The sequence below is a fragment of the Caballeronia sp. EK genome (assembly GCF_014384845.1).
In the GTDB taxonomy this organism is placed as follows: Bacteria; Pseudomonadota; Gammaproteobacteria; order Burkholderiales; family Burkholderiaceae; genus Caballeronia; species Caballeronia jiangsuensis.
Genome location: NZ_JACSUE010000010.1, coordinates 235,086 through 251,170, shown reverse-complemented (window position 1 = coordinate 251,170; position 16,085 = coordinate 235,086). Strand labels below are relative to the sequence as shown.

General features: G+C 61.4%; 19 protein-coding genes. 3 read left to right on the top strand and 16 right to left on the bottom strand.

Annotated elements, in window-relative coordinates:
- Window positions 1–222 precede the first annotated feature (222 nt).
- The 9 genes from IAG25_RS28565 to IAG25_RS28525 all read right to left on the bottom strand — a co-directional run bounded on the left by IAG25_RS28565 (window position 223) and on the right by IAG25_RS28525 (window position 8,234).
- Window positions 223–1,512: a vWA domain-containing protein gene (locus IAG25_RS28565; RefSeq protein ID WP_187607808.1), complete on the bottom strand. Its 1,290-nt coding sequence runs from the start codon at window positions 1,510–1,512 to the stop codon at window positions 223–225.
- A 9-nt stretch (window positions 1,513–1,521) separates the two neighbouring features.
- Window positions 1,522–2,436, bottom strand: a complete 915-nt coding sequence (locus IAG25_RS28560) for a hypothetical protein (protein WP_187607807.1) — start codon at window positions 2,434–2,436, stop codon at window positions 1,522–1,524.
- Window positions 2,437–2,544: 108 nt separating this feature from the next.
- A complete protein-coding gene (locus IAG25_RS28555; RefSeq protein WP_187607806.1) occupies window positions 2,545–3,570 on the bottom strand; it encodes an AAA family ATPase in 1,026 nt (341 codons plus the stop codon).
- 249 nt (window positions 3,571–3,819) lie between these two features.
- Window positions 3,820–5,337: a hypothetical protein gene (locus IAG25_RS28550; protein WP_187607805.1), complete on the bottom strand. Its 1,518-nt coding sequence runs from the start codon at window positions 5,335–5,337 to the stop codon at window positions 3,820–3,822.
- A 104-nt stretch (window positions 5,338–5,441) separates the two neighbouring features.
- Complete coding sequence (locus IAG25_RS28545; RefSeq protein WP_187607804.1) at window positions 5,442–5,888, bottom strand: hypothetical protein; 447 nt, start codon at window positions 5,886–5,888, stop codon at window positions 5,442–5,444.
- Between the two features lie 693 nt (window positions 5,889–6,581).
- On the bottom strand, window positions 6,582–6,980 hold the full coding sequence (locus tag IAG25_RS28540; RefSeq protein ID WP_187607803.1) for a hypothetical protein: 399 nt from the start codon (window positions 6,978–6,980) through the stop codon (window positions 6,582–6,584).
- A gap of 105 nt (window positions 6,981–7,085) precedes the next feature.
- On the bottom strand, window positions 7,086–7,370 hold the full coding sequence (locus tag IAG25_RS28535; RefSeq protein WP_187607802.1) for a hypothetical protein: 285 nt from the start codon (window positions 7,368–7,370) through the stop codon (window positions 7,086–7,088).
- Window positions 7,371–7,407: 37 nt separating this feature from the next.
- A complete protein-coding gene (locus IAG25_RS28530) occupies window positions 7,408–7,833 on the bottom strand; it encodes a glycine zipper 2TM domain-containing protein (RefSeq protein WP_187607879.1) in 426 nt (141 codons plus the stop codon).
- A gap of 155 nt (window positions 7,834–7,988) precedes the next feature.
- Window positions 7,989–8,234, bottom strand: coding sequence for a hypothetical protein (locus IAG25_RS28525; protein ID WP_187607801.1), 246 nt, complete (start codon window positions 8,232–8,234; stop codon window positions 7,989–7,991).
- 370 nt (window positions 8,235–8,604) lie between these two features.
- Between IAG25_RS28525 and IAG25_RS28520 the strand changes: the two genes are divergently transcribed.
- From IAG25_RS28520 to IAG25_RS28510, 3 genes are all read left to right on the top strand, one after another.
- Window positions 8,605–9,531 carry a phosphoadenosine phosphosulfate reductase family protein gene (locus IAG25_RS28520; protein WP_255503986.1) on the top strand — a complete coding sequence of 309 codons (927 nt, stop codon included), beginning with the start codon at window positions 8,605–8,607 and terminating at the stop codon, window positions 9,529–9,531.
- Window positions 9,532–9,872: 341 nt separating this feature from the next.
- Window positions 9,873–10,067: a hypothetical protein gene (locus tag IAG25_RS28515; protein WP_187607800.1), complete on the top strand. Its 195-nt coding sequence runs from the start codon at window positions 9,873–9,875 to the stop codon at window positions 10,065–10,067.
- A gap of 116 nt (window positions 10,068–10,183) precedes the next feature.
- Entirely contained in the window at window positions 10,184–10,567 is a 384-nt protein-coding gene (locus IAG25_RS28510) for a response regulator (protein ID WP_222946679.1), read from the top strand.
- 45 nt (window positions 10,568–10,612) lie between these two features.
- Here the strand turns inward: IAG25_RS28510 and IAG25_RS28505 are convergent, their stop codons facing one another.
- The 7 genes from IAG25_RS28505 to IAG25_RS28475 all read right to left on the bottom strand — a co-directional run bounded on the left by IAG25_RS28505 (window position 10,613) and on the right by IAG25_RS28475 (window position 16,077).
- The gene (locus tag IAG25_RS28505) at window positions 10,613–11,695 is read right to left on the bottom strand and encodes a hypothetical protein (protein WP_187607798.1); all 1,083 of its coding nucleotides are present in this window, start codon (window positions 11,693–11,695) and stop codon (window positions 10,613–10,615) included.
- A 94-nt stretch (window positions 11,696–11,789) separates the two neighbouring features.
- Window positions 11,790–12,263, bottom strand: coding sequence for a hypothetical protein (locus tag IAG25_RS28500; RefSeq protein ID WP_187607797.1), 474 nt, complete (start codon window positions 12,261–12,263; stop codon window positions 11,790–11,792).
- Window positions 12,264–12,373: 110 nt separating this feature from the next.
- Entirely contained in the window at window positions 12,374–13,207 is an 834-nt protein-coding gene (locus IAG25_RS28495) for a PRTRC system ThiF family protein (RefSeq protein WP_187607796.1), read from the bottom strand.
- On the bottom strand, window positions 13,204–13,860 hold the full coding sequence (locus tag IAG25_RS28490) for a PRTRC system protein A (protein WP_187607795.1): 657 nt from the start codon (window positions 13,858–13,860) through the stop codon (window positions 13,204–13,206). Before IAG25_RS28490 ends, IAG25_RS28495 begins: the two co-directional genes overlap by 4 nt.
- Window positions 13,857–14,588, bottom strand: coding sequence for a PRTRC system protein B (locus IAG25_RS28485; RefSeq protein ID WP_187607794.1), 732 nt, complete (start codon window positions 14,586–14,588; stop codon window positions 13,857–13,859). The genes IAG25_RS28490 and IAG25_RS28485 overlap by 4 nt, the downstream gene beginning before the upstream one ends.
- 13 nt (window positions 14,589–14,601) lie before the next feature.
- Window positions 14,602–15,741 carry a PRTRC system protein F gene (locus tag IAG25_RS28480; RefSeq protein WP_187607793.1) on the bottom strand — a complete coding sequence of 380 codons (1,140 nt, stop codon included), beginning with the start codon at window positions 15,739–15,741 and terminating at the stop codon, window positions 14,602–14,604.
- Between the two features lie 99 nt (window positions 15,742–15,840).
- Window positions 15,841–16,077, bottom strand: coding sequence for a PRTRC system protein C (locus IAG25_RS28475; protein ID WP_187607792.1), 237 nt, complete (start codon window positions 16,075–16,077; stop codon window positions 15,841–15,843).
- Between the last annotated feature and the right edge of the window lie 8 nt (window positions 16,078–16,085).

Here is a 16,085-nt window from a genome sequence, read left to right as displayed (position 1 = left end):
ACGGTATCGATTCCGCTCCGGTGTGAGCGCGCGATCGCCGTCGTTTGACATGACGCAACGCTTGGCGCGCTCACTACGGCGAGCGACCTTCTGGACAGGTTCAAGGCCGGCGAGGCATACCAGCCGCTGCAAAAGCGCCGCGCCTGAGCCGCGCGCAGACGAAAAAAAGCCCGGCAATGCCGGGCTTTCGTTCTTCAAGGAATGCCCGGCGAAAGCCGGGGACTAGCAGATCACCTCCATCGTTTCGCCGAACGGCGCTTTCCGGGCCCGTGTCAAAGGCGTGGTCGACGCCCACACCACTGGATAATGAGGCGCGACCGTCGGGAATCGCCCCACCATATCTGTCAGATAGACCAGAAAGGCCGGGTTCATGCCGTCTTCCGCCAAGCGGTTGAACGGGTCGACGAAAGCCGTTCCGCCCCCGCCGCGCGCAGGTTTGATCTCCGGCGAGTCGCCTCGCTCGAAAATCTGCACCTGCGTCACACGGGTATCGCAATCCATCACAACGAGCCGCGCGGGCTTCAACGAATGGAAAACCGCGAGGATCTCCGCGTCGAACTGCGCCTGCGTCTCGTCGAACACCGAGCCGCTGGAGTCACGCACGAAGACCGCGTCGCCGATCGCCGGCGTATGCAGCGCGGGCAGATAGAACCCCAGATGGAGATACCGGCGATTCGGCGAAGCGAAGCTGTAGTCCGACGGCGACGATTGCTGCGCAAAGCGATGCAGCACCGCGCGCCAGTCCACAACGGGCCGCACCGCTTCTACCGCCATCGCCTGCAGATCACCGGGGAGCTTGCCGCGCATCGCGGCCGCTTTCGCGGCTTGCGTGACGGCAACCTTCCACTCCGCTTCCTTTACCGGTTTATCCGGCCCCTTGTAGGGCCGCACTTCACCGAATGAGCCGGGATGCGAAGGCTGATCGCCGGGCGATTGCGCTGGCGCGGTGCCGTTCTGGCCACCGGACTTCGGAGCCTGCTTGCCGTTCGGCTGCTGCTGATCCTGCGGACTCGGCTGCGGCTGCTGGTTCTGCGTCTGCTGTTGCTGTGGCGACTGCTTCTGCTGCTGTTGCTGCTTCTGCTTCGCCGCCTGCGTCAGCAAACCATAGATTTCCTCGGCCGACTTGCCCGAGTAGCGCGGATCGACGAGCGCCCCCTTCGGCAGCACCATGCCTGACGACAACACGATCGGATTGATCGCGTAGTCACAGGCATCGTTCCATCGGTCGGGATCGCGCGCGCCCAAGCGCCAGCAATGGCCATTGGCCACGTGCAGCACTTCGTGGGCGATGACACCCCGGACTTCGAGGTCGCTGAGCGTTTCCATATACGTTGGGTTGTAGCCCAACGTCTCGCCGTCGACCCAAAACGTCTTGGTCGACGGATCCTCTCGGACGTTCAATCGGAGCGCGAGCGCCCCGAAGAACGGCTGCGAAAGGACAAGCTCGGTCCGCTGCCGGGCAATGCGCGGATGGACCGCGCTACTACCCAACACCACATCGTTTCGGTCCATGATGCCCCCTTACGCGACGAGGCGCAGTTGGCTGGCGTGCGCCGATTCGACTTCCATCGGCTCCGGCTGCATGCCCATGAACGCGGCCATCAGCCCTTCAATCTCCTGCGCCTTGCTGGCCACCTGAGAACGAAGCACGCGCGAGTCCTTCAATTCCGCTCCCGTGTGCACGGCCAGATGCGTCTTGGCCTGCTCGAGGATGTGCGTGAGCTGGGGGTCGTTAGCGAAGTTCAGCTTCGGCAGCAAGGCGCAGAGTTCCCGCACGTTGTTGGCGACGTCCAGTCGGACGTTGCCCGTCGCGTACAGCCGATTGGCCATCTGCGACACGGCTTCGTACAGACGCCGCACCAGGTCCTCGTTCGCGGTCGCGATCGAGGCCAGAACGTGCTGGTCCAGTTCGCTCTTGAGCGTGTTGAGCACGTTCGCCGGAAGCTCGACGCCGAACTGGCTCGCGTCGGGAAACGGCAGAACGGCCATCTTCACGCCGAACTTCGTGGTCAGCTCAGCGAGGGTCGGATAGTCCGCCTCGTTGAACAGCCCATTCAGTTCTTCTCGAGCCGCCTCCTTCAGGTTCAGGTAGTCGGTCAGGAACACGGAGACCGCCAAGTCGAACTCGTCTTTCAGCGAGCGCATCTTTTCGGCGAAATCCATGTAGACCATCGTCGGCAGCAGCCGCACGCCCAACTGGTCGTACTTCAGCGTGTGGTCGTAGAAGCACGAGCGGATGCGGCCGGCGAGCGTCACGACTTCTGCGAAGCTCGGCGCGTGCTCGGGCAACAGGCGTTTGTTAAATCTGCCGATGCCCTTCGCGTGGTGCTTGCTCTCGACTTCCTGCGTCACCTTGCCGTCGAAACGGCGGGCAACCCAGGTGGAAATCGTGACGGAGCAGAGCATGACCTTCGATTGCATCGAAGTGATGTCCATGAGAAACCTCGTAGAGAATGAAATGGATGAAGCCAAGAAAAAGGCCCTGTGCCTCCGAAGACACGACAGGGCCAACATAAGTGATGCTGAGAAAAGTGGAGTGCTTGGTTACTCGCCGCGGATGATCTTGCCGATCTCTCCTGCTTGCGCGCCAATGAAGGCATACGAGTTCTGGATCTGCGGGGTGCGCTGCACTGAATCGCGCACCAGCAGCGCCGCGAACTCGCGGTGCCCTTCACCGATCAGACGCTCGGTGTAACGCACGACGCGATCGAAGTTATTTTCGTTCGCGCGTGCCGCAAGCGCTGCCGCGATCGCATACAACGCCGAAGGCGTCGTCGGAATCATGGCCGTGTCGGGCGAGAGAAGGATCGCGTCCGGATTCGGCAACTCGCGGAAGATCTGGAGGAACGCGACCAGTTCCGTCGCGGCACCCTCTCCAACCGAACCGGCGTAGGAAATGTGCTCCAGGTGCTTGGGGACTACATCCATGGTTTTCGCCACGAATCGCCAGCTACGCGGGCTCGGTGCATTCTCGATATCGCGCGACATCTTCTGCACCGACAGCAAGTCCGGACGGAAGCGCAGGAACGCGATGAGCGCGGGCGGGATGTTTTCGCGCACGGCCCACTGCGTCCAGTCGTCGATAGTCGGTTCCAGCTCTACCACCGTGGCGAAACGCGAGATCACCGGATCGAGAATCCCGGAGACACCAGCGTTGTCGGTGCGGCGGTTCGTGGCCGCGAGGAACGTCACCTGCGGCGGCAGAACGTGCTCGCCGACACGCCGCGCGAGCAGCAACTGCATCTTCGCAGCTTGCACGGCGGGCGATGCCTGCCCCAGATCGTCCAGAAACCAGATGAGCGGGCGTCTGGCGGTCATGGCGCGTTCCAGATCCCCGAAGGGCAGGAACTTTGCGGTCATGCCGTCGGGCGAGGGAAACGGCAAGCCTTTCGAGTCGGTCGGGTCCTCGACAACCGGGTGACTGATGAGCAGTTCGTGATCAGTCGCATGCGCGGTCTGTTCGACGATGTCGCTCTTGCCGATGCCGGGGCGGCCAGTGATGAGCACCGGCAGACGCTTCGGCACGTACAGCGAGAGGAGTTCGGTGAGTTGAGCGGGCGTAACTTTCATGATGGCTTCCGAAAAGAAGCCCCGTAAAGACTACGCCCATAGGGACGTGGTCCCTTAGGGGCAAGATATGAAAAAGCCGGCGCGTAGCCGGCTGGGTCGATGCGTCAGTGACGCGGGTGATAGATGCAGTGTAGGGTTCCGGCAATGTGCCGATCCATGGAAAGGTCACTATTTCATGGCGCCTTAAGCTTCGGCGCTGGCAAGATCGACGAAAAAAAACCCGGCGAAGCCGGGCTTGTCGAAATTGAATCAGCTTGCGCGATGTTCAAGCGACACGCGCGCATAGGCGAGCGTACCGTCGTTTGCGCGAAGCGATAACTGCAGATGCCGGACTGGGTCAGCAAGCGCGTAACGCACGCTGGTCCCCTGCCGCACGCTCACGATCTCGGAGAAGCCTTCGGCGATCGTCCGGTCCACCCAGTCCGCACCGGTCACGACAGCCCCGTCTTGCATGCGGATGCGTGACATTTCGGCTGCCTCGCGAGCACGTGCGACCTCGCGGGCGACGCGCCTTGCCTCACGTTGCGAGACCGACAGCGCCTCCCACTCTGCTTGCTGCGCGGCGTCCATACCTGCGAGTTGGAAGATGCCCCGGCGCCGAGCTGCGGCGCGAACGCCGATGAGCTTGATGCCGAACACCTCCCGGACCGCTTGCTTGGTTGCGAGGTTTGCGTCGTCTGGCCGATCCAGGATGTTGAGAAGATAGGACATGTCGGCCGTCTGCACTGCTTTCGCGAACTCGTTGGCGAAGGTGTGCGTATGCCTTCCGTGATCGAGAATGGCCAGATGCGTGTCGAGTTGGAAGCGGCGCGCACTGATACTGCACGACTTCCGTGCCTTCTCGAGTTCCGCTACCCGTCTATCGCGCGCGCCATCGGCGAGCGTCCGCCGGAGTACTTCCGCGAACTGACAGATCGGCGCGCCGACGTCGACGGGCTTCATGTACGCCTCCGGCAAGGGATGCGCTTCCAGAATGCCCTTCGCGTACAGCAAGTCGTCGACTTCGACCGTCGTTGGCGAGTTCGGCACGAGACCCATCAGCATCGCGAGCAGCGCCGCATTGTCAGAGGTGATGGCCTGCTTCGAATGGCGCATCACCGTTGCGAGCGGCACGAGCTTCGCAAGCGGCAACGCACCACGCAACTCCGGCACCGCGAGAAGCGGCTTGGCCCATTGCAAGTCGGAGTCGAACTTCGACAACGAAGCATAGTCATCAATCACCGCCTGCGGAACAGGCTTGCCCGCAGCGAGCGCGTAGGCGACATGAACCTCGTGCCGACCATTGCTCTGCCGGTTGTCCAACATCGGGCCCGCGTAGCGGAAGCCGAATCGGCGTTGCGACTCGTCTTGCAGCAGCTCGAACAGGTCCAGCCCGCGACGGCCACTCTTGGCCGCCTCTTCGTTGGCTTGCGCCATCTGATCCGAGTAGAACAAATACAGCGGCTCGCGCGCCAGATCAAAAGCCAGATAGAGCAGTTGCCAGTGCTCGCGCCGGATTTGCCACGGCTCGAGCGCGGTGAATGACGGTCTGAAGTAGGCCGCGTCGATTTCGTCGATCAGCGACAGGAAGAGGCTCGTCGCCGTCCCGGGCCAACGAACGGTCAGCTTGCCGTTATAGCGAGTGACGGCCACTGGATGACTGAAGAACGTGAGCGCGATCTCTGCCGCGTCGACCGTTGCGACGCTCGTCTCGTCTCGCAGGAAACGGAGCACCTCAAGCATCGTACGGAAGGAGTGGGCGAAGCCCGAGAAGGAAAGCTGATACATGGTGGATTGCCTCGAAAAAATTGGCGGGCAATCGTTCCCTGTCGGGTCGATGCCCGGCAAGGGTTAGGTGCGCCGGATGGGCGCTGGATAGAGTTGAGAAGCTATTACGCCGCGTCGAGTAAACGGGCGACCAGACGAGCGAGCGACCACGCGTGGTCAGTCGAAAACACCTTCGCGCGAAGCAACGGCATGATCGCGTAGGTCCGGTCGAGCGAGTCGCTAAGTTGCGGCCGGCTGACGAAGTCCACATGGATGATCCAGCCTTCCGAGTTGCCGATGCACACCGACACGGAAATCCGGGCATTTGACGAGTGGTAAGGCCACGGTCGGTTGTGGCGTGCTCCGTACATCGCCTCGTTGGCATCGTCCTGCATGTTCGCGGGACAGAGCCATTCCGGTTCGAGTTCCTTGCCACGCAGAAAGCTGCACAGAGTCTGAAAAACCTGATCGACCGTCTTGCCGTCGGTGTCCAGCCGGGCGACTGGCTTGATATCGACCGTACCAGCGGCGGTAACACTGCCCGACAGCACATCCGTGTTTGCTAATGACATAACCAGCTCCTAAAAATGAAAAGCGCGCCCGAAGGCGCGCCAAAAAAGGAAAACGGTAAAAAAAAACCGCACCTCGAAAGGTACGGTTTTGTATTTGGACTCAGCTTGCGCTGCGTCGAATCATTTGCCCCAATCGCGCTCGCGATCGGCTTTACGGCCGTTGTTGGACGTCCACATGAAAAAAGCTGCAATGGACACGCCAAGGACTAGCGTAAAAATCGATGCACCCATTTCAATCTCCTTTCATTGCGTGATAACCCGCGTACCACAATACTACTCCAAGCGACGCGAGAATCGTTGCGCCCACGACTGTCGAAAAGTCCCACGAGGACGCGGAATGGACGTAGCCCACAGTGCCACCGATTGACGCAGCCGATAGCGTATGGAGGTATCGCCCGTTCTGCTGGCGTTGGTCCTTTGACGGCGTCGCGACCGCATGCAGGATTTGGCGGATTCCCGGGGGCGGGTCCAAAGGAAGAGCAACCACATATCCGCCGTTGACGACAGGCGTAACAGGCAAAACGTGCCCTCTGTACTCCAGGCTGAACGACGGAGAACACTCAGACTCGTCCATCTTGCTCAACAGTCCGAGCAATCGCGGAGCCAAGTGAACCTGGCCTGTCGCGGGATCGAGCGTCACTCGGTCCACGATAGTGGTTCCCGAGCTGTACTCAATCCTCACTTTCGCCAGTTTCATCGACGACCTCCGCACTTTAAGTCGATGCCGCCGGCCAGACGCAAGCCGTCCAGCATCGCTCGGTAGCCCGCGGGCGTTTCGAGTTGCGCCAGGGCGACGTGGTTCTCGCCACCGCCCGTCAGGTCGGAGCGGCCGCGCCGGGTTCTGAAGCTAAGCGCGACACCAGAGCCACTTTGACGCTCGAGCACGTCGACAAACAACGTCTCGGTGCGCAACGACACCCGTACCGCAGAGTTGCCGCGGCGCGTATCGGTGACGATTTCGTGCGCGTGCGCTGGAAGACATAAGTCCTGTGCGACGCGTCGAAGTACGCGCGTCGCATGACGTTGCAGAGCCGCTTTCGCGCCGGCATTGGCGCTGCTGCGGTCCACATAAAACACTCGGGGAAATTTCATGATTGCCTCATTGCAGACGAGGCAGGTCCCCTGCGGGGAGCCTGCCCCGCAAGGGTTAGCGCGGTTTTCACCGCGCATTCAGAAGATGCGTACTGCGATGCCCGCTTAGAGGAATCGCTCCTTATAAGCGTCGAGCGCCGGCTTCAAGCGTTTGAAGCTCGCGTCGCCGTAACCGTCGCTGATCCGCCCGACCTCGGCGAACATATGCGGCCGCGCTCCCGATGGGCTGAACTCAGGGTGGCGCACGATCGCCGTGAACTCGTCAACGTCGCCCGCTTGCGCAGCGACTTCCACCGGACGCATCCCGTAGATGTTCTTGCCGTTGACATCGTTGGTCGAAGCGTCCCAGCCACTGGTCTGCCCGTGGGTGATCAATTGATAGTGGTTCATCGATGGTTCATCCAGTTGGTCGAGGCGTCGCCGCCAGTTAGTGGGTGATCCGGTAGCCGGACCCATTCGAGACGAGAAACACCTGCTGACCAGCACCGAACTGCTGGTCGTCGACCTGCGTAACGACCACGGTCTGACCGTTGGCGCGACGAAGGAAAACTTCGACACCGCTGTGGCGAGACATAGCGGCGCTTACGCGCTGAGCCACCAACCCGGAGACGGAGCCGGAAAGCGCGCCGGCGATATAGCGGCCGCTACCGTTGCCGATGACTTGCGAGCCCAGAAAAGCGCCCGCTGCCGCACTTACGATCGATGCAATGCCTGACGAGCCAGAATTGCTCTCGATAGTGATCGGACGCACGCGCAGGATGGTTGCCTGCTCGTACTGGCCGATGCGTTGAACGTCGTAGCGCTGATAGGTATTCGGCGAACCGAAGTCGGCCGTGGCGCACGCGGAGAGCATGCAGACGAGGATGAAACTGGAGATGAGCTTGAACGTGGTTGCCTCAACGAGATCGGGCAACCGAACCCGTCAGGGTGGTTGCCCTGATGGGAAGAAATCGGAACGAGAAGAAAACGGCGTCCAGTGCAGTGCACTGGACGCGTCATTTACGAAGACTACGAGGCGGTATGGCTGAGGTGATGCAGTCTGACATTACCGCTTTGCACCAGATGCCGTTCGGCTTGATGGTTGAGCGAATAGTCCCAATCCACCATTGCCGTGCCGTCGCTCCACACCGAATGAATGCGTCCGGTGTAAAGCTGCGGCGGGCTGGCCTCGACGTCTTGACCGACCACACGCTGATTCGCCATGAAACCGTTCTTGCTGGAAACTTTGACGACAGGTGCGAGATTGCGAGACATAGACAACTCCAAAAAATAATGGGAGCTGTCTCCCGGAGGGATAGGCTCCCAACGGGACGAAAAAAGGCGACCAACGAGGGTCGCCAGAAGATTGCCGTCATAGACGGCTGGAGAGAAGATGGTCCTCCAGCACGCCGGAGGGGTAGGTCGATGCGCAAAAGCGCGGGGAATGAAGCCAGTCTACGGCGTCGGCCGCGCAATGAGCGCCGGAAAGCTCAACGATTCGCTATGGCTTTCGCTCAAAACAGAGACGAGCTTCTCTTGGACGGTCGGCCGGTCGGGCACCACGGCCCTCTCTGAAAGGCCCGCCCAGCTTGACTTTGCGCTGTAGCTGCGAAGATAAATCATCTACCCCGATTCTTCTTCGACCATGCTCCAGACCATCGACCTGTCCTCGCTTCGCACCCGTTCGAACGCCTACAATCCAGCGCGTGCCCGTGACGTTGCACTCACCCCGGAGGTGGCGGCGCTGCTCAGAACGGATGCTGTCGTCGCTATCGGCGTGAGCGGCGGCAAGGACAGCGTTGCCTGCGCGCTCGCGGTTGCCCGCCATCTGGACGCCATCGGCCACACCGGTCCGCGTGTCCTCGTCCATTCCGACCTCGGCCGTGTTGAATGGAAGGACAGCGGCCCGGCGTGCGAGCGGCTTGCCGCCCACCTCGGCTGGGAACTGCTGACCGTCCGTCGGCAAGCAGGCGACATCCTGGCCAGATGGGAGAAGCGATGGTCAAACAACGTGGAGCGATACCGCGACCTCTCGTGCGTCCGACTGATCTTGCCGTGGAGCACCCCTGCTCTCAGGTTCTGCACCAGTGAGCTCAAATCCGCGGTTGTTTCGCGCGCACTCAACAAGCGCTATCCAGCCCACAACGTCGTCAACGTCACAGGCGTGCGCCGACAGGAAAGCAGCGCCCGCAGCAAGATGCCAGTGTCGACCCCGCTCGCTTCACTGTCGACCAAGGGACGCACAGGCCTCACATGGAACGCGATAATTGAGTGGACCATCGACGAGGTATTCACCGAAATCGCGGCAGCGGGTCAGGCCCTGCATAAGGCGTACACCGTCTACGGCGCTTCGCGGGTCTCGTGTGCCTACTGCATCATGAGTTCGTTGGACGACCTGCGCGCTGCGGCGAGCTGCACTGACAACCAGGACGTGTACCGCGAGATGGTGCGGCTCGAGGCGGAATCGACCTTCGCCTTCCAGGGCCAGCGATGGCTAGCCGACGTCGCCCCTCACCTGCTGTCGCCGGAACTGGCGACCGCTGTCGCCAGCGCCAAGGCCGCTGCAATTTAGCGCCAAGCGATTGAGGCCGAAATCCCTGCCCACCTGCTGTTCTCGTCGGGATGGCCGACCGTGCGTCCGACGCTCGCCGAGGCCGAGATGCTCGCGAGCGTGCGCTCCCGCGTAGCAGCGCTGGTCGGTATCGACGTACTGTGCACGGACGCGCAGTCGGTGCTCGCGCGGTACGATGAACTGTGGCAAGAAATTCCAGTGCAACATCTTACCTACCCGTTCAGCCGCATCAGACTTCGTTCATGTTCTAGGACAAGCGACGCCGCGTGCCCTGTCCAGATCGCGAAGGTGCTTCAAGTACACTTCGCGACAAGGCATTTGACAGCGAAAGGACGCTGCCCATGAATATGGACGAATCTTCGGAAGTTATTTCCGTCCGTCATGAAAACGGCGGCTGGGTCTGGTCCATTTCCTCGGCGGACCTGTTCCAGCACCGCATGACACTCCTCCGCCAGTCGACGCACGCTTTTCTCACGTACGAGGAAGCACGCCGCGACGCGGAACTCGCTTTGGGCCAGTTGCGAGAAGGTCACTGACTGAGAAGCCGTTGGGAACGGGCATTGCGAGACATTCAGGAAACAGTCTGAGGTTCGCGCCCGTGCCCGCCGCTCCGTCGATACCACCGCTTTGGACCACCCGCGCATTTTCGCCGGTGTCTCCGCCCGTCTGCGTTCTGATCGTAGACGACGATTACGCCCTCGCGCTCGCCCTGCAGGCGTTGCTGGAAACCGAGGGCTTCGAGGCACGGACCGCCGACTGTACTGCCTGTCTCACGCTCATCGGGGTCTGGATCCCACACGTCGTCATCGCCGACATCCAGATGCCGTTGCTAAATGGCTTCGAGGTTGCCCGCGCCATGAGGCAAGTCGCTCATATGCGTCTGGTCCCGATCATCGCCCACACCTCGCTCCCGGAAGAGGACGTCGTCAACGAGGGCCTTGCCGCTGGCATGGATGCCTATTGCAGCAAGAGCGACGGGCCGAGCATGCTGTTAGCCATCCTTCGTCGCGTCGCGCCAGTTTCGCTCCGCCCATAAAAAAACGCCACGTCCCGGAACGGGAGCGTGGCGCTGGTCGAAAGATTATGCGAGACAAAGCGAAAGTTGCGAGCCCGCGTCGAAGAAGACTGGGTCCGGCGCCGCGCCTTCGCGCGTGACCGGAACTTCCCACTGTGCTTGTGCGTCGCTTAGACCGCCCAGCCCGTACAGCAACTGGTCCGTGTCTTCTCGTTGAAGCAAGTCACCAAACGCGAAGATGAACACGTCTGGGGCACCCTCCCCATCGCCGACGATCCCGAGCTTCCGGGCGATCTCATCTGCTTTTCGAACCCGCCATGCGTCCTCGCCCTCAGGCGAGCGCGTCACGGTGATCCGAGTTGCGGCAGGCAGTGCCGAGGCTCCCCGCACTACGTCACGAAATGCTGGAATCGCCTTCTTCGCGAATCCAGATTCCTCCATCTCGATCGGATAGGCGACGTCCGTGATGAAGGAGCCGATGGCGTTGTATTGCCAGCCGGCGTGCCGCCACGGTGCGGAGCCAATGGCAATGAGACGATTCTCGCGGTCAATGGAATGACACCGGACCTGTGGCATACGTTCCATCGCCACCTTTGATGCGGATGGCACCGTGACGTCGATTTGGACCGTTCCGCAGTCATACTCCTTCAAGACGCGCCAAGCGCTAAGCGGCCCGCTGTTCCCGTAGATCGCGAGCAGCAGGTCGATGTCCGCGTGTAGCGAAACGCTTAACGTGCCGGCGACCAGTTCATCGAAACGAGACTCGAAACCCGCCCGGATCAACGACAGCCGAACATCCTCCAACTGCGATTCCGGTACCGCCGAGTAGCACGACGAGCCGACCGACAGATCGATCGCCCGATCGTAAAGCAACGACGGCCTAGCAAGCTCGCGTTTCCAACTGTCGATGAAGTTCTCAGGCTTAATCAACCCGTTGCGGCTTCTCAGCATCCCGCCTTCGCAACTGCTCGCGTGCGAGAAGAGGCGGCGCATGACCTGCGCGTAGTTGCCCAACGCCACGGCCGACCAGCTGACGGTGTGAGGATGGACGTTCGACTCATAGCCGCGTTCGAACAACGCGTAGATCCACTCGCCGTCCGCTTTCTGCAGTGCGCCTGCGCGCTTGCCTGTCAGAATTGAAGAACCCATGTTTTGCTCCATTGATGCACGGAGCAGCCCTTGCGGGCTGTCCCGCAAGGGTAGAGAAAGCGGCCCCGCCATGGAGCCGCTCGAAATGCCCGCGTCAGGCGAAGCGGTGGCGAAGGCGAACCGCCTGTGCACGGGTCAGCCAGTACACGGCACAAAGCAGCCCAGCAACGTCGCCTGCCATCTGGGCAAGCTGTGCCGCCTCATGCGTGGCTCGATACTGCTGGTAATCCCAGCCCATCGTGGTCAACGCAAAGTAAGCAGCCCCGCCAATGAAACAGGCGAACATCCGACAGCGGGCTGTCGACCGCGTCCAGCAAACCGGTAACACCAGCAAAGAAAGCACGCCAAACGCAGCAAGCGCGTGTTCCAGCGTCGATGGCAACGCGCTCCACACTCCCGCCTCGAGCGCCCTTAGACCCTGATGCGGGAACTCATATCCGAGCCAGCGATGGACCATTGCCGCAGCGATAGCCGCCAGTGCGCACAACATGCAGCGAACGATGCCTGCGACATCGCTGCCATACCGTGCCGAGCGGCCGGCACAAAACCAGTTACTGATTTTTTTCATCTTGTTTTCCGTTGATGAAGTTGAGAAAGAAAGCATCACCCATGCGTATAGCGCGCGGGCGACACCATGAAAGACGCCGCCCCTCAACGGGGCGGCTTCGGGAGAAACATCTAAGCGGCGAGCGCGGCCTTTCGGCTTTTCTTCGCCTTCTTGACTGGCTGCTTCGGCACTTCGTATCCGAAGCGCGTCCACGCGGCTGGGTCCAGCGGGATCGAATTCGTGCGCCCCGTTGCGAGGTTCACGAACACGCCCGAGAACGGCACTGCGCCGGTACGAAACATGGTCCAGAGCATGTTGAACGCTTGGACTGCGATCGCCTGGTTGATGACCAGGGACTGCTTGCGCAGCGCCTCGGCCATGGAACACGACGGCGTTTCATCTTTCGCATCGAGCTTGGCGTCGAGCAAATCCGGAAACAACTCACCGACATGCGGCAACCGCTCCGGATGTTTCTGCGCGTAGCTCTTGCCACAGACCTGACCAATGACGACTTGGCCGCGATCGGTGTCGTTGCCGCAGTCGAGGTAATACGCCTCGGTGTGCTGCGCCGCGCTGACGATCGCGCACCGAGCGGTACGTGTATCCACGCAGCCGATCACCAGATCGACGTTGTAAAGCGGCTCACCTGGACCGAACCGGCGAGCTTCCGCCCGCCAGTTCGTGCCCATCAAAGCATTGAGCCGATTGACGATGAGCGAGGCTTTGTACTCACCCACGTCGTTGGGATAAAAGCCCTGACGGCCGACGTTGGTCGGACTGACCGTGTCGTCGTCGAACACCGTGCAGTCGATGCCGCCGGGGTGCCCGAGCTCCAGCATGGCGTGGTGCAGCCGCGCGAGGCTCGGAAGCACCGCACTGCCGGTGCCGCCAGCGCCCACTACGACCACGTTCCAGCTTCGCTCAAGCATCCGCGAAGGAAGCAGATGACGGATAGCGCTTGTCATGCCGCCTCCTTCAGCTTGGCCGCCGCATACCAACTGCTCGGCACGCGTTCGACGTCTTCGAAGATGCCCTTCGCACACAGCCGCATCGCCATGCTGGGAACCGATGATGCGCAGTTCCCAACGACGAACGCGAATTTCGTCTCATGCCGGTCATCTTCGTCATCTGTCGACGAGAAGAAGGCCGGATGAGCACCATGCGAATGGCAGTCGATCACGCGCAGTTCGCCCGCGAAAAGCTCCGGCCGCTCGTACTTCAGCGTTCCGGTGCCCTGCGAAAGCACCCTTACGGGTGCGAGACGAAACTGCTTGGTTTCGACGTTCCAGACGATCCACGCGCCCGTTTCCAGTGGATGCGCGGCTTGTGCCATAGCGACGAAGTCGCCGATCAGTTCCGGCGGCACCGTGCCACAGCGCAGCACCGTCGATTCGACCACTCGCCCATAGGGAATCGCAGTCGGAACCGTATAGTGCGCAACGCGGCGAACGACAGACAGCCACGGCAGATCGATTTCGATGAAGACGCCGTTCCCGCCGATCAGCAATCGCTCGCCCGCCGACTGCATGGGCGGCACCGGCTCGCGCCGGGGCACCATGACAGTCGGAAACGAGCGCTGAAGCGCGGCATCACCCGCATTCAAACCACCAGCATTCATTTCAAATCTCCTTTTTTGCTGGCGATCAGCTCAGCGAGAGTAATGCCCATGGGCACGAGCGCCTCTTTCGGAAACTGCTCGCCGTAGTTGCCGTCGAGCATTTCCTTCCAAAACGCGAACTCCCCGTTCGGATGCGAAACACGTGTGTTGCCGTGATTGGGGTGGGTGAAGGCAGATTCAAAAAATCCGCTCTCCCATCCGGCGATCGATTCGACGTCGATGCGCTTGGGCACATGAGCCGAGCCGATGCAGATCCGCCCCCAGTCCCAGGTGTTAAAGTAAGGCGGTTCGTGCAGCTTCGATGCAGGCGTTGGCCGGCTGTCTTCCTGCAGCGCGAACACGGAAAACCCGTTCGAAGCTGCACGGAACACCAACCCTGGATGCGGGACGACCGCACTGCGCCGCCCGATCTCCTGGCAATCGAAGAAGACTCTTCGCATCGCCGGTCTGCACCACCACATCACCGCCTCTTGCGACACCGCGAGCACCGTCTCGGGCAGAAATTCGGCCTTCGGCGCCGCGTTCTGAGCCAGGTCGCGCAAGCAATCGATGAGCGCCATGCGGTCGATCGGCCTGCCTGCACCGATCGTCGCCCGCCCGGTTTTTCCTTGCGTCACCGGATGAACGGTGCCGTAGACAGCGCTGCGGTCCTGACGGCCGTACAGCAAGATCGCGCTGACTGCCGCGAGTTCATCGACGCGGTCCGAGCCGATATCAAGCCCTTTCATACAAAACTCCTCGTTATGCCGCGAGACACGCGATGACGCGGTCCAGTTGGCCAAGAATGGACAAGCCCTGCGACCAGTTCGCGTATTGATTGCGGATGGCTTCAGGCGTAGAGGCAAGCGGCGTAAATCCGTAATAGGTCGCGCCGTCGCCGGCGCTTGCGAGGTGCTCATAGTGCGAATCGAGCACTTCACCCACGCGACTGTCGTTCTGCACCGTGAGCGTGGCGGCTGCATAAGCGCATTGAGGCCGATACTCGCAACCGAAGAGGTCGCGATTGCCCACCCGCTGCAGCATCAGCGAGAGCTTTTCCAGCTCCGCACAGATGCGTCGCGTGCGGCCCGAGGTAAAGCGCTGAAGCCGCCTCAGCGCGGCGACGCCAAGCGCCCGTTGAGGCAAATAGCGGCGGCTCTTCGCGTGCCACCGGCAGACGTCCATGTCGTCAGGACAAAGCTGCGGACGCACGACGGATGGGAGGTAATGCTCGATCTCCGCTTCGTCCTCGCCGAAGCGGTCCGTCAGCATCTCGCGCGCTTCCTTGTCGGTCGCTTGCGGATCGCCATCCCAGAACCACGATGCGAACTCGCCCAGGAACTCATCAGGCGTTCTCACCCACATCGTGCGTCCGGCTGCACGATTGATGAGAACCAATGCCGTCGAGACCAACCGCGGATGAACACTCCGAAGTTCGGCCGCACGCCTGCCGATCTCGAAGATGTTTTCCTCTGCTGTCTCAATGCCGAGATAGACAGGCGAGGTCGGATTGAAGTCGCTGCGGTCCCCCTGATACTGGACGGCCTCCAGCACCACCTGGACGTCGCACAATACGAAGTTGAAGCCGAGGCAGTGCATGCGCGGCGTATGACGCTTAGCCCACGCAAAGAACCCGTTGGCAAGCGCGTCTCCTGCGCCTTTGAATCCCGGTACATCGCGCGTCCTCAGCACGCCCGAGTTGAACTGGGCGCAGATGAGACTGGCGACATCCTTTTCGGCGTTCCAACGCATCACTGCGCGCGTTTGGACGTCCGAGCCGATGGCCGGCAGACTCAAAAAATCATGGGTAGCTGGACGTCGGGCAGCGGGAGCGCGTCGCGATTGCCAAGGCTCTCCCGAGACAGCGACTTCTGCACCAGACGGGCGAGGATCGAAGAACATTGCTCGATCTCCTTGTCATGAAAAAAAACCGCCCTTCCGGGCGGTTGCTGATGGGAAAGAGCCAGGTCCGGGTTGGACAAGGCTTTGAGAAGGTCGCGCTTACGCATAGATGGCGAGAGATTCAACTGCACCCTTCGCACCTGCGGCACGCACGAACGTGAAGCGCATGACTTCGCCCTCCATCGCCGGTCCGTCGATCGCCGCGGTCGTCAGCTCCGGATACTGCGCGGAGTAGAGATCGCGAACATCGTCGGGCGAGAAGGTCGGACCCGGATCGGGGAACGTCACGCCGTTGTAGACAAACTCGCGTGTCAGCTTCGCAACTTGGATCGCCATGTCTGCTC

Bases quoted from the DNA above. Each gene is read 5' to 3' on its own strand.
- IAG25_RS28550 (WP_187607805.1), bottom strand. From the start codon at position 5,337: ATGTATCAGCTTTCCTTCTCGGGCTTCGCCCACTCCTTCCGTACGATG.
- IAG25_RS28530 (WP_187607879.1), bottom strand. From the start codon at position 7,833: ATGCTCTCCGCGTGCGCCACGGCCGACTTCGGTTCGCCGAATACCTAT.
- IAG25_RS28475 (WP_187607792.1), bottom strand. From the start codon at position 16,077: ATGGCGATCCAAGTTGCGAAGCTGACACGCGAGTTTGTCTACAACGGC.
- IAG25_RS28535 (WP_187607802.1), bottom strand. From the start codon at position 7,370: ATGAACCACTATCAATTGATCACCCACGGGCAGACCAGTGGCTGGGAC.
- IAG25_RS28505 (WP_187607798.1), bottom strand. From the start codon at position 11,695: ATGGGTTCTTCAATTCTGACAGGCAAGCGCGCAGGCGCACTGCAGAAA.
- IAG25_RS28540 (WP_187607803.1), bottom strand. From the start codon at position 6,980: ATGAAATTTCCCCGAGTGTTTTATGTGGACCGCAGCAGCGCCAATGCC.
- IAG25_RS28525 (WP_187607801.1), bottom strand. From the start codon at position 8,234: ATGTCTCGCAATCTCGCACCTGTCGTCAAAGTTTCCAGCAAGAACGGT.
- IAG25_RS28545 (WP_187607804.1), bottom strand. From the start codon at position 5,888: ATGTCATTAGCAAACACGGATGTGCTGTCGGGCAGTGTTACCGCCGCT.
- IAG25_RS28490 (WP_187607795.1), bottom strand. From the start codon at position 13,860: ATGAATGCTGGTGGTTTGAATGCGGGTGATGCCGCGCTTCAGCGCTCG.
- IAG25_RS28500 (WP_187607797.1), bottom strand. From the start codon at position 12,263: ATGAAAAAAATCAGTAACTGGTTTTGTGCCGGCCGCTCGGCACGGTAT.
- IAG25_RS28495 (WP_187607796.1), bottom strand. From the start codon at position 13,207: ATGACAAGCGCTATCCGTCATCTGCTTCCTTCGCGGATGCTTGAGCGA.
- IAG25_RS28560 (WP_187607807.1), bottom strand. From the start codon at position 2,436: ATGGACATCACTTCGATGCAATCGAAGGTCATGCTCTGCTCCGTCACG.
- IAG25_RS28520 (WP_255503986.1), top strand. From the start codon at position 8,605: ATGCTCCAGACCATCGACCTGTCCTCGCTTCGCACCCGTTCGAACGCC.
- IAG25_RS28515 (WP_187607800.1), top strand. From the start codon at position 9,873: ATGAATATGGACGAATCTTCGGAAGTTATTTCCGTCCGTCATGAAAAC.
- IAG25_RS28565 (WP_187607808.1), bottom strand. From the start codon at position 1,512: ATGGACCGAAACGATGTGGTGTTGGGTAGTAGCGCGGTCCATCCGCGC.
- IAG25_RS28480 (WP_187607793.1), bottom strand. From the start codon at position 15,741: ATGTTCTTCGATCCTCGCCCGTCTGGTGCAGAAGTCGCTGTCTCGGGA.
- IAG25_RS28555 (WP_187607806.1), bottom strand. From the start codon at position 3,570: ATGAAAGTTACGCCCGCTCAACTCACCGAACTCCTCTCGCTGTACGTG.
- IAG25_RS28485 (WP_187607794.1), bottom strand. From the start codon at position 14,588: ATGAAAGGGCTTGATATCGGCTCGGACCGCGTCGATGAACTCGCGGCA.